9 protein-coding genes and 1 pseudogene are annotated in these 12,222 nt (G+C 65.6%); 3 read left to right on the top strand and 7 right to left on the bottom strand.

The window, feature by feature from the left end:
* Positions 1–9: 9 nt before the first annotated feature.
* The 3 genes from ACVWZM_RS42275 to ACVWZM_RS42265 are packed head-to-tail and all read right to left on the bottom strand — an operon-like array spanning position 10 to position 1,533.
* Positions 10–153, bottom strand: coding sequence for a hypothetical protein (locus tag ACVWZM_RS42275; RefSeq protein ID WP_456856220.1), 144 nt, complete (start codon positions 151–153; stop codon positions 10–12).
* 6 nt (positions 154–159) lie between these two features.
* Positions 160–804, bottom strand: coding sequence for a glycosyltransferase (locus ACVWZM_RS42270; RefSeq protein WP_456856218.1), 645 nt, complete (start codon positions 802–804; stop codon positions 160–162).
* Positions 805–1,533, bottom strand: coding sequence for a hypothetical protein (locus tag ACVWZM_RS42265; RefSeq protein WP_456856216.1), 729 nt, complete (start codon positions 1,531–1,533; stop codon positions 805–807).
* 162 nt (positions 1,534–1,695) lie between these two features.
* Here ACVWZM_RS42265 and ACVWZM_RS42260 point away from each other — a divergent pair, with 162 nt between their 5' ends.
* Together ACVWZM_RS42260 and ACVWZM_RS42255 are read left to right on the top strand one after the other, a co-directional pair.
* Positions 1,696–2,571, top strand: a complete 876-nt coding sequence (locus ACVWZM_RS42260; RefSeq protein WP_076832283.1) for a DUF6502 family protein — start codon at positions 1,696–1,698, stop codon at positions 2,569–2,571.
* Complete coding sequence (locus ACVWZM_RS42255) at positions 2,568–2,771, top strand: hypothetical protein (protein ID WP_076832286.1); 204 nt, start codon at positions 2,568–2,570, stop codon at positions 2,769–2,771. Before ACVWZM_RS42260 ends, ACVWZM_RS42255 begins: the two co-directional genes overlap by 4 nt.
* A 70-nt stretch (positions 2,772–2,841) precedes the next feature.
* On the opposite strand, the pseudogene ACVWZM_RS42250 reads toward ACVWZM_RS42255, so the two are convergent.
* A pseudogene (locus ACVWZM_RS42250) lies at positions 2,842–4,198 on the bottom strand (peptidoglycan DD-metalloendopeptidase family protein).
* Between the two features lie 100 nt (positions 4,199–4,298).
* Entirely contained in the window at positions 4,299–5,024 is a 726-nt protein-coding gene (locus ACVWZM_RS42245; RefSeq protein ID WP_076832291.1) for a peroxiredoxin, read from the bottom strand.
* Between the two features lie 227 nt (positions 5,025–5,251).
* Here ACVWZM_RS42245 and ACVWZM_RS42240 point away from each other — a divergent pair, with 227 nt between their 5' ends.
* Positions 5,252–8,956 carry a YhdP family protein gene (locus ACVWZM_RS42240; RefSeq protein ID WP_141342565.1) on the top strand — a complete coding sequence of 1,235 codons (3,705 nt, stop codon included), beginning with the start codon at positions 5,252–5,254 and terminating at the stop codon, positions 8,954–8,956.
* Between the two features lie 675 nt (positions 8,957–9,631).
* Here the strand turns inward: ACVWZM_RS42240 and ACVWZM_RS42235 are convergent.
* Both ACVWZM_RS42235 and tyrS read right to left on the bottom strand, forming a co-directional pair.
* On the bottom strand, positions 9,632–10,879 hold the full coding sequence (locus tag ACVWZM_RS42235; RefSeq protein WP_229192431.1) for an MFS transporter: 1,248 nt from the start codon (positions 10,877–10,879) through the stop codon (positions 9,632–9,634).
* A gap of 56 nt (positions 10,880–10,935) precedes the next feature.
* Positions 10,936–12,189 carry a tyrosine--tRNA ligase gene (gene tyrS, locus ACVWZM_RS42230; protein WP_057020016.1) on the bottom strand — a complete coding sequence of 418 codons (1,254 nt, stop codon included), beginning with the start codon at positions 12,187–12,189 and terminating at the stop codon, positions 10,936–10,938.
* Positions 12,190–12,222: the final 33 nt, after the last annotated feature.

Below are 12,222 nucleotides of genomic sequence, written 5' to 3'. Positions count from 1 at the left end.
CGTGGTCGACTAGGGTAGCGACGCCGTGGCCAGGGCGATCAGGGTATCGGTGGCGCGGACATAGGCGACTGAGGCGGACCAGGTGCGGACGCGATCGCGCCATCGTGCTGGCGGTTCGATTGCGAGACCAATGGCGTCGGAATCGGTGCTCATGACCGGTTACACGCCGTGCGCGGTTGCACCGTTGAAGGTCGCCATCGCGGCGGTGAGCGCCGCAGCAGCGGCCGCGACGTCCGGGGCAGCACGATGCGACAGCAGGTCGCGCGCCTGGGTGTGGTGGCCGAAGCGCTCGGCCAGCTCGGCCCGCCGCGCGCGGATCCGGTCGCGCCATTGCTCCTGCTGCGCCAGCACGCGTCGCACCGAGGCGCAGATCGAGTCGGTCGAGAACGGATCGAAATAGTCGGCAAGCTCGCCCGCGACCTCGCGGAACACGGCAATATCGGAGCACAGCACAGGAGTGTTGGCCGCGAATGCCTCGATGATCGGGACGCCAAAGCCTTCGGCGAGGCTCGGCATGATCAGGCCGTGCGCGTCCGCGATCAATGCCGCCTTCTCGTGCTCGTCGACATAGCCGGAGAAACGGACGTTCTTCGGCAGGTTGCGCGCCTGGTTGGCGCCACCGGCATAGCCGATCACGACGAGATCGGCCTCCGGCAACTTGCGGAAGGCGCGGATGACGGCGGCGAGGTTCTTGCGGGGCTCGTTTGAAACGATGACGACGAAGCTCGGCCGTGCCGGGACGGCGGTTGGCGCCGGTACAAGCGGCGCTTCCGCGACGTCGAAACGGGTCCGCGGATAGACCACTCACACCGGAATGTGCGCATATTGCGGGAGCAGGGCGCGGAAGCGGTTCATGCTGTAGTTCGAGACGAAGGCGAGCTCGTCAGCCTGATTCACGCTGGTGTAAAGACGCGACAGGAACAGGCGTGTTGCGATGTCATCCAGCTTGAGATCGGTGATCGGTAACAGGTCATGCACGACGCAAATCACCTTTGCGCCCGGGCGGCGCTGGATCGCAACCCGCGTCGGGGTGTCGACGAGAATGACGTCGTAGTCGCGCGCATCGACCCGCGGTGGCGGCAACCGGGTCAGGGCCGAGGTGTCCTGATAGCTGTAGAAGCCGGGCTCGAGCAGGAAATCGCCGAACAATTCGAGATCGCGCAAATCGGTCGGAATGTATTCGAGGCCCTCGGTCCGGTTCTCGATCAGCTTGACGCTGGTCGGCAGCAGATGAATCGAGCGCAGGAAGGCGATGATGAATTCGAGCGAGGTCGCCGCGTCGAGCTTGTGCTTGAACCAGCTGACGGTGCGGCGCAGGCCGCCGCGCATGATCGGCGAGTTCATGTCGGTTTCATCGAGGTAACGATAGAGCGCGAGCAGGTCGGTTTCGTCGAAGCGGCGCGGCGTTCCGGGCGCAACGCCCGGCAGGCAGGGATAGCCGCCCGCCATCACCGTCGACACGAACTCCTCAAACGGAACCTGGGCGATCCGGCAGGCTTCCGCGATCGCAAGGTCGAATCGGGCAGACGTCATGGAGCGGTCCGTGGCGATGGCGGCAGTGCCGGACTCCGTGACACCCGCTGGCGAGCGCGCGAACCTTGTCCGGAGATGATTTTGTTTCCCACAAGTGGGAAAATATCACACGTCAAGTGAGGTGGGATTGTGTCCCACGGCGCGGACGGCTAAAAGTTAGGCATGAATGCCAAGGCCCCGAAGTCGAAGGTGGGATCGTTCGCGCCGATCGCCGCAGCGAAGCTGCACACGCCGCTGGCGCGGATGTTCCGCCCGCTGGTGCGGCTTTGCATCCGCGGCGGCATGACGTTTCCGGCGCTGACCCAGCTGCTGCGCGAGCTCTATGTCAACGTCGCCGAGCACGACTTCGCGCTCGAGGGCAAGGAGCAGACCGACAGCCGCGTCAGCCTGCTGACCGGCATCCACCGCAAGGAGGTGGCGCGGCTGCGCGGCGCCGGCGCGCCGGTCAATGCAGTGCCGGCGACGCTGTCGCGCACCAGCGCGATCATCGCGCGCTGGCTGGCCGGGCCCGAGTTCACCGATGCCAAGGGCGATCCGCTGCCGCTGCCGCGCACCGCGGACGGAGGCGCGCCGTCGTTCGAGACGCTGGTCGAATCGATCACCAAGGATGTGCGGCCGCGCGCCGTGCTGGACGAATGGCTCGACCGCAAGCTCGTCACCATCAATGACGACGACGAGATCATGCTGGTCGAGGAGGCCTTCGTGCCGCATGGCGACGACGACCGCAAATGGCACTATCTCGGCCGCAACCTGCATGATCACGTGGCGGCCGCCGAGATGAACGTGTCGTCGGCCGCGCCGCGCTTCCTCGAACGCGCGGTGCATTACGACGGCCTGTCGGCGAAGCTGGCGAAACGGCTCGAGGGCCGCTCGCGCGAGCTGGCGATGGAGGCGCTCAAGGTCGCCAACCGCGAGGCCAACCGCGCGCTCGCAAAAGACAAGGGCGGCGACTATCGCTTGAATTTCGGCATCTACATCTACCGCGAGGGGCCGGATGGTCCGGTCGATGACGATGCCGACGAAGGCGGTGCAGCGTGAAGCGCCCGCCGGTCATTTCGCGCCGCGCGCTGTTGGCAGCGTTCTGGCTTGCCGGAACGTCGCTCGCGGGCGCGCAGGTCAAGAAGCGCGGCAACGACCAGGGCAACGGCCCTGGCGGCGGTGGCGGTGGTCCGTTCGGGCCCGGCGGCGGATTCGGTGGCGGCGGACCGCCCGGCGGCATGGGCGGCGGCCGCCGCTGAAACCACAAACAAGATCGGCGCAAGCGAGACCGCTTGCGCCGATCTTCAGATCGATCGTCGTGAGATTGAGCTAGCCCGCGCTGAGCCGGACGCCGGCGCGGAGGAATTTCTGCGGATCGACCGCTTCGCCGTCGATGCGGGTTTCATAGTGCAGATGCGGACCGGTGGAGCGGCCGGTCGAGCCGACGGCGCCGATCACCCTGGCCGATCTTGACGTATTCACCGACCTTGACGCCGATCTCGGAGAGATGGCCGTAGCGGGTCGAGAGCCCGTTGCCGTGATCGACCTCGACCATGCGGCCATAGCCGCCGGCCCAGCCCGCCGACACCACCTTGCCATTGGCGGTGACACGCACCGGATCGCCTTGCGCGGCGCGGAAGTCGAGGCCGGTATGCATTGCCGGCCGGCCGAGGAAGGGGTCGGAGCGCACGCCGAAGCCGCTGGTGAATTCGACTTCACCGACCACGGGCTTGCGGTAAGGCACCAGCGCCAGCGTCTGGTTCAGTCGCTGCATCTGTGCCCGGTTGATGTTGATGCGATAGAGCTGGCGTTCGAACGCGCCGGCGTCGGCAGAGAGTTTCACAGGGACAAAGGGCCCGCCCATGCCGGAGCGCGGCGTCGCCGCCTCGAGCTGCGCCATGTTGAGGCCGAGATCGGAGATCACGCCGCGCATCCGGCGCACCCTGGAATCGATGCTGTCCTCGACCGAGGCGAGCGCGGCAACCTGGCGCCGCTCGACCTGGTCAAGCGAGGTCTGCAGGCGGACCAGCACGTTGTCGACGCCCTGGGCCTTGGCGAACTGGTTCGGCTGCATCTTGGCGATCAGTGGCGCGCGCGATTCCAGTCGTGCCTCGCGATCCGGCGGCGCCACGAAGATCACGGTGTCGCTGATCGGGGAGGGTTTCAGGGTGCCCGAGGACGGCGCCGCCTCGGCGCGGCCCTGCGGCTTGATCGATCCGGTGCTGGTGACGTCAGGCATCGCGCCGAGCGCGGTGGCGCGCGATTCCAGCGTCGACTGCCGCTTCATGATCTGGTCGAGCTTCTGGTCGAACTGCTCCTGGTCGAGCAGCTGGCGGCTGGTGGTGCGGTCGACCTTGGCGCGCAGCTCCGAGATGCGGTCCTCATAGGCGTATTGCATCTCGGCCTGGCGCGCGATCAGCCGGGTCAGCACGTCGTCGCGGAACGCGAAATAGGTCGCGGTCGCCGCCGACCACATGCCGAGCAGCACCACGGTGCCGACGATGATCCAGAACACCACCGGCCCGAACCGGACCTGCTTGCCGGCATGGACCAGTGTATAGCCCTCGCCGGAGGCCGCCACCGCCGCGGCGGCAGGTGCGGGGTGATGGGCTGCCGGACGGCGTACCGGCGTCCGGCCATGGTCCTGCGGATGATGGTGTTTGTGGTGTCCGGACCGGCTCGACATCGGTACTCCCGCGGCCGGTCGGACCAAGCTCCGTACGGCTAATTTGCGGGGCCGATTTGAGCTCGTCATGGTTAATTTTCTGGAAACGGAACCCGTCCCGTCAGAGCGCCCGGGCGGCCTCCAATACCGTTTCGGCGTGGCCGTCGACCTTCACATGACGCCAGATGCGGGCGACCTTTCCACCGGAATCGACCAGAACCGTCGTGCGAATAATTCCCATGAAGGTCCTGCCATACATGGATTTTTCGCCCCAGGCGCCATAGGCCTCCAGCATCTGGTGGGCCGGATCGGAGACCAGCGGCACCGACAGCTGGTGTTTGTTTCGAAATGACTCCTGCGCCTTAACCGTGTCGGCGGAAATGCCGACCACTTCGGTCCCTGCCGCTACGAACTCGCTTTTGAGCCGGGTGAAATCGATCGCCTCCCGGGTGCAGCCGGGGGTGTCGGCGCGGGGGTAGAAGAACAGCACCAGCTTCTTGCCGGCAAAATCCTTCAGCGAAACGCTGTCCCCGCCGTCGCGCGGCAGGTTGAAGCCAGGCGCCGCGGCGCCCTCGGCAAGTGTGACGGCGGACGAACTGGTCACGGTCGCGGCCGGCTCTCGCTTTAACGGTTTCGATGCCGCCTTGTGCGAGGCTTTGCTTCGAAGACCCGCTGCGGTCGCCTTGGTCGTTTTCTTAGTTGTTTTCTTGGCCGCTGCCTTCTTCGCAACCGCTGTGCGGGTTTTCGTCGCGGACTTCCCAGTGCTTGCGCTTGCGGCGCGCGCAACCTTTGTTGCGACCCGCTTCCCGGTTGTGTTGGAGGATTTCTTGCGCGTTTTCTTGGACATACGCCTTCCTTTCGTCGCTTTCCGAAGCTCAACCATTGGGGTATTGCGGTCTTATTGGCGGCGGCCGGATTCGCACCGGCCGCTGGGCAAGTTTGATGGCCACGGAGTATGGTGACAAGGAATTCGACGCGTGACCCGTCCGCTTGCTGAATTGGCTTTTGATTGGTTGGTTTGGTCCGCTCTGGGGGCCATCGGCGAGTAACATGATTAGGCGAGGATAGGCGGCGATGCCGGCACAGGAGCGCTCGATACGGATCGACGGGCGCCCCGATGGCGGCGATCAGCTTCGCCGTCAGCACCGAGAGGCAATGGCAAGGAACACGTCGCCGCAGGGTCCAAATCCGCGCGCCGGGGCTGACCTCTCGCAATGGGAGGACGACGCTGCGTGGGACGAGCAGGATGAGGCGGCGGGCAACCGTGCGCGGCAATTGCTGGCGCGTTCCCACACCAACCTGCATCGCTTCACCGATTTCTGCTCCGGCATGCGGCGCTGGTTGAACGGCGAGCGCTGGATCCGTCGCATCGGACTGGTCCTCGTGGTGCTGGTCGCGATGTTCGCGACCTGCTTCGGCGGGCTGTGGTGGCGGCTCGGCGCCGGCCCGATCAATCTCGACATGGCGACGCCGTGGCTCGCCGCGGCGATCGAGGAGAACATCGGCCACGGCAACACGGTCGAGGTCGGCGGAACGCAGATCGAGCGCGCCGGCCGCGTCAGGATCGCGGTGCGCATCCGCGACATCATCGTCCGCGACCGCGACCATGCGGTGGTTGCGAGCGCGCCCAAGGCCGAAGTGCGCCTGTCGGGAACCGCGCTCTTGATGGGCCAGTTGCGGGCGGAGAGCCTCAATCTGGTCGACGCGGAGCTGTCGGTGCGCATCACGCCAGACGGCAATGTCACCGTGTCCGCCGGTGACACCGCAAAACCGCTGGCCACCGGCGTTGCCTCCAAGCGGGAGGCGGGGATGCCGCCGACATTCCCGCGTCCGACACCCGCAGCCCCGCCGCCGCCGGTTGCCTCGCCGCCAGCTGCCGCCGAGCCCTCCGCGGGCGCGTCCGATTCGGCTCAGAGCGGGCTGCTCGCCGGTCTCGATTGGCTCGACAGCCTCAGCATGACCGGCCTCGACGGGCAGAACCTCAACGAGATCGGCCTGAAGAACGGCAATCTCGTCGTCGACGATCAGCAGCGCGGCAACAAATGGAGCTTCGAGAACATCAGCCTCAGCCTGCGGCGCCCGAGCGGCGGCGGCGTCGCGCTCAGCTTCGGCGAGGAGGGCGCAAAGCCCTGGTCGGTGCGCGTGCTGGTCGGACCGCAGCAGAACGGCGTGCGCTCGGTCGACATCAAAGCCGACAAGGTTTCCACCCGGAACATCTTGCTCGCGCTCCGGACCAAGGATCTGACCTACACCGCCGACCTGCCGCTGTCGGGCGAGATGAAGGGCGAACTCGGCCGCGACGGCCTGCCGACATACTTCCGCGGCAAGATCAATGTCGGCGCCGGCAACATCATCGACACCGACACGCCCGACTATCCGATGCCGATCGATGCGGCCGAGATGAGCGTGGAATGGGATTCGGGTCGGCGCGTACTGCTGGCGCCGATCAAGGTCGTCTCGGGCGCCAACCGCATCACGCTGCTCGGCCATCTCGAGCCGCCGAACGACAACGTCACCGACTGGCAGGCCGGCCTGTCGGGCGGCACCATCGTGCTGGCCGGCGCCGACAAGAACGAACCGCCGTTGATCTTCAATCGCATCAACATCGGCTTCCGGTTCGACACTGACAAGAAGCGCGTGCTGCTGACCCAGGCCGACATCTCCAATGGCGAGATCGGCGTCGCCGGAACCGGCAGCATCGACTATTCCGGCGAGCCGCGGCTGCAGCTCGGATTCGCCGGCACGCCGATGTCGGCCTCGGCCCTGAAACGGATGTGGCCGGTCATCATCGTGCCCGAGGTTCGCGAATGGGTGCTCGAGCGCATCGACCGCGGCACGCTCCAGCGTATCGATGTAGGCGTCAATTCGCCGGTGCACAACCTGTCGCGCAAGGGACCGCCGATTCCGGATGACGGCCTCTCGGTCAACATTGTCGCCTCGGGTGTCACGGTGCGTCCGGTGGATCAGATGCCCGCGGTGCATGACGCGGATCTGAAGGCCAGGGTGACCGGCCGCAGCGCGACCGTGACCATCAACCAGGGCATTGCCGACACGCCGGCGGGCCGCAAGATCACGCTGTCGGACTTCACCTTCGAGGTGCCGGACATGGCGCCGAAGCCGTCGCCGTCGAAGGTCAAGTTCCGGGTCGACTGTCCGGTGCCGGCTGCCGCCGAAATCCTCGCCTCCGACCGGCTCAGCGATCTCTCCGGTCCGCCGATCGATCCCAACGCCAGCAAGGGCAACGTCACCGCGACGATCAATCTCGGCATGCCCGTGAAGGGCGAGCTGACCAAGGCCGATACGCTCTACTCGGTCACCGCCGACATCGCCGGCGTTGCCGTCGACAAGCTGGTGATGAACCAGAAGCTCGAAGCCAACGCGCTGAAAGTGATTGCCAGCAATGCCGGCTTCCAGGTCAAGGGCGACGTCAAGATCAACGGGCAGGCGGCCTCGCTCGACTACCGCAAGCCGGCTGAGGGCGACGCCGACGTCAAGCTGCAGGCGACGCTGGACGATGCGAGCCGCGCGCGCCTCGGGCTCGACCTCGGTCCCGCGGTCTCGGGCGCGATCCCGATCAAGCTGAGCGGCAAGATCGGCAGCGGCGACAATCCCACCACCAAGATGGGCGTCGAGGCCGACCTGACCCAGCTCAAGCTCGACAACATCCTGCCGGGCTGGGTCAAGGCGCAGGGCCGGGCCGGCAAGGCGACCTTCAACGTGGTGCCGAAGGGGCAATCGACCCGGTTCGAGGATATCTCGATCGACGGCGCCGGCGTGTCGATCAAGGGGGCGCTCGAGGTCGACCAGAACGGCGATCTCATGAATGCGTACTTCCCGACCTACGCGCCGTCGGAAGGCGACAAGACCTCGCTGCGGGCCGATCGCGGTCCCGACGGCGTGATCAAGGTGACGATGCGCGGCGACGTGTTCGACGGCCGCGGCTTCCTGAAGTCGGCGATCTCCGGCCGCGATAGCGATCCCAAGAGCAAGACCAGGACCACCGATTTCGATGTCGACCTGAAACTCGGCGCGGTCGCAGGATTCAACGGCGAAGCGCTGCGCAGCGTCGACGCCAAGGTCTCGCGCCGCAACGGGTTCTTCAAGGCGTTCACGCTGAGCGGCAAGGTCGGTCGCGACACCCCCGTCACGGTCGATATGCGCGGACGCCAGCAGGGCCGCGAGGTGATCTATCTGCAGACCAGCGACGCCGGTGCGTTCCTGCGCTTCATCGACACCTATTCGAAGGTGGTCGGCGGCCAGCTTACGCTCGCGATGGAGCCGCCGATCCCTGAGCCGAGCCCCAGGGAAGGGCTCATCAATATCACCGGATTCTCGGTGAAGGGCGAAACCCAGCTCGATCGGGCCGTTGCCGGCGGGCCGGTCAGCACCCAGAACGGCATCGGGTTCGACGCGCTACGCGCCGAATTCACGCGCCAGAGCGGCCAGCTTTCGATCCGCAATGGTGTGGTCAAGGGACCGACCATCGGCGCGACCATCGAAGGCAGCATCGACTATATCGGCAACCAGGTGCGGATGAACGGCACCTTCATTCCGATGTACGGGTTGAACAACATGTTCGGCCAGATCCCGTTCTTCGGGATTTTCCTCGGCGCCGGCAGCAATGAAGGCCTGATCGGCGTGACCTACGAAGTGGTGGGAACGCCGAGCGCACCGGTGCTGCGCGTCAATCCGATCTCTGCGCTGGCGCCCGGCCTGACGCGCAAGATCTTCGAGTTCAAGCAGTACGGCCCGAACGATCTGCCGACGACGAACAACTAGAACGCTCGCTCATCGACGCCTGCTTTCAAGGTCGGTCGAGCTCGCGCGCTGACGCGCAGCGGCGGGTTCCTGTCCGCATTCATCCGAGGCTGCGACCAAGTCCGAGCGGCCCGCCGCCCGGATGACGTTCGCGCAGGAACCTTGCCCTGTCTGGGATGTTGGAGAGCAATTCAACAACTCAGGAGGAACTCTCATGAGAGCCCTGTTATTGGCTGGTGTACTGGCGGTCGCCGGTTTCGCTATGGCCACGCCGATCTCCATTGCACCCGCGTCAGCTCAGGTTGCCGTTGATACTCCGCTCGGCGGCGTGAGAGTGGGCCCGGAGCCCCGTTACTACCGAGACTACGATCGACCCGCTTATCGCGCCTACGGGTATGATCGCGGATATCGCGGATGCCGCACCGTCACGATCGAGCGTGACGACGGATCGGTCCGGAGAGTTCGTCGCTGCGGCTAGCAGTACCGGACCAGAGGATCGACTTCCGGGCTTACAAGCCTGCTCGAGTCGGTTCTCGCAATCAAGGAATTGGAGCCATCGACTAGGGCCGCTGCTGTTGGCGGCCTGTTTCATTTCGCGAATGCCGCCTGTCGGCCCAAAGGCGTTGGCCCAAGGCCGGCATGCGTTTGTGTCGGATTCCACATCGCCTCCGCAGGGGCAAGCGGACGCGTCCGAACTCACCGTCGCAGCGCCGGCACCACCAGGAATGGGATCAGGCCGAGCACCACATTGACCAGCGCGAAGACGATCAGCGGATTGTAGCTGTGGGTCCAGTCGTGGATCAGGCCGCCGCCCCATGAGCCTAGCCCTGATCCAAGACCGCTGCCGATCATGATCGTGCCGTAGATCGTACCGACGCGCTCGCCGCGAAAAATCTTCAGCGCGGTCGCGGTGATCAACGGGCCGCGCGAGCCGATCATGCTGCCGAAGCAGATGATGAAGCCGGTCAGCAGCCAGTAGTTCGGATACCACTGCAGCAGCCAGAGCAGAATGATGCCGAGGATCGAGACGCCGTAGCTGAACAGCACCGAGGGCCGGCGGCCGATGATGCCGTCGAGGGTGGACACGCCGAGCATGCCGACGAACAGGGCTACGCCGGAGAAGCCCCAGGCGGTTGCCGCCTGTAGCGGCGGGAAGCCGACATCGATCAGATAGGCGACGATCTGCGCGGTCAGCGCATACATTGCGATCGCGGTGAAGAAGAAGGTGGAGAACAGCGCCCAGAAGGCGTGGTGGCGCATCGCGCTGAGCAGCGTCCAGCCTTCGTCGGCCAGACTAGCCTCTGCCTTTCTGACGATATGCGGCGATCCGCCGGCGAGCAGCCGCCACGGCAGAAAGACCAGAGGAACAAGCAGGCAGAGCGCGCCGACGCCGAACGCCTGATAGGCCTCGCGCCAGCCGATCCGGTCGATCAGAACCTGCGACAGCGGCAACAGCAGCAACAGGCCCGCGCCGGTCGCCGAATACATCACGGCCATCGCGGTCGGCAGGCGTGGTCCGAACCAGCGGCCGAGCAGGATCGAATTCGACACATTGCCGATCAGCGCGGTGCCGAAACCGACGCAGAGGCCGACGCTGAGCTGGAATTGCCAGAGCGCTTGCGCGCGCGAGGCGACGAGGAAGGCGCAACCGAGCAGCGAGAGGCCGAGCGCATAGACCAGGCGCGGACCCGAGCGGTCGAACAGGCGTCCGACCAGTGGCGCGGTCAGGCCGCTGGCGAGCCAGGTCAGCGAGTAGACCGACACCACAGAGGCGCGGTCCCAGCCGAAATTTTCCGAGATCGGTTTCAGGAAAACGGTGAAGCTGTCGCTAAGGCCGCGCCCAAGCACCGACAGCACGAAGCAGAGCGCGAGCACGTTCAGCGCGACGCGGGACTGCTTCGCCGGCGTTGCAAGCGTGTCGTTCGGAGGCGTGGTCTGGTCCATCGGAAAGATGGGAGCGCGCTTTCCGCGCTCCCGACAACCGACAAATGCGAATGCGCCTATGCAGGCTTCAGCAGGACGTGGCGCTTCTTGCCGAGCGACAGTTTCACCACGCCTTCCGGCGTGAGATTGGCCGAAGTCAGCAGCATCTTCTCATCGGTCACGGCTGCATCGTTGACGCGCAGGCCGCCGCCCTTGATCTGCCGGCGCGCTTCGCCGTTGGAAGCGACGAGCTCGGCCTTGACGAAGGCGACCAGCACGCCGACGCCGGCTTCAAATTCGCCGCGCGGAATTTCCACCGTCGGCAAGGTTTCGGCCAGCGCACCTTCCTCGAAGGTGCGGCGCGCGGTCTCGGCGGCTTCGTTCGCTGCATCGCGGCCATGAAGCAGGGCGGTCGCTTCGGTCGCCAGCACCTTCTTGGCCTCGTTGATCTCGCCGCCGGCCAGCGCCGCAAGCTTGCTGATCTCGCTCATCGGCAGGATGGTGAACAGCTTGAGGAACTTGACGACGTCGGCGTCCTCGACATTGCGCCAGTACTGCCAGAAATCGTAGGGCGAGAACTGGTCGGCGTTGAGCCACACCGCGCCCTTGGCGGTCTTGCCCATCTTGTCGCCGGAGGCGGTGGTGAGCAGCGGCGTGGTCAGCGCGAACAGCTGCGGCGTGCCCATGCGGCGGCCGAGATCGACGCCGTTGACGATATTGCCCCACTGGTCGGAGCCGCCCATCTGCAGCCGGCAGCCCGCGCGGCGCGACAGCTCGACGAAGTCGTAGGCCTGGCAGACCATGTAGTTGAATTCGATGAAGCTCATCTCCTGCTCGCGCTCGAGCCGGAGCCGCACCGAGTCCATGGTCAGCATGCGGTTGACCGAGAAGTGCCGGCCGATGTCGCGCAGCATCTCGATCCAGTTCAATTTGGTCAGCCACTCGGCATTGTCGAGCATGATGGCGTCGGAAGGCCCGTTGCCATAGCGCAGCACCTTGGCGAACACGCCGCGGATCGAGACCTTGTTGGCTTCGATCTCCGCAACCGTGCGCATTGCGCGCGTCTCGTCCTTGCCCGAGGGGTCGCCGACCATCGTGGTGCCGCCGCCCATCAGCGTGATCGGCTTGTTGCCGCTCTGCTGCAGCCAGTACAGCATCATCATGGTGAGGAAGTTGCCGATGTGCAGCGACGGCGCGGTGCAGTCATAGCCGACATAGGCGGTCGCCTGGCCCTTCGCGGCAAGCGCGTCGAGGCCCTCGAAATCGGAGCACTGGTGGACGAAGCCGCGTTCCTGTAAAGTGTTCAGGAAATCCGATTTAAATGCAGTCATTTGTCGGCGAGCCAGATCATTCTTGTTTTACGG

Source organism: Bradyrhizobium sp. USDA 4501, from assembly GCF_054062115.1.
This window is presented reverse-complemented; position numbering and strand designations above follow the sequence as displayed.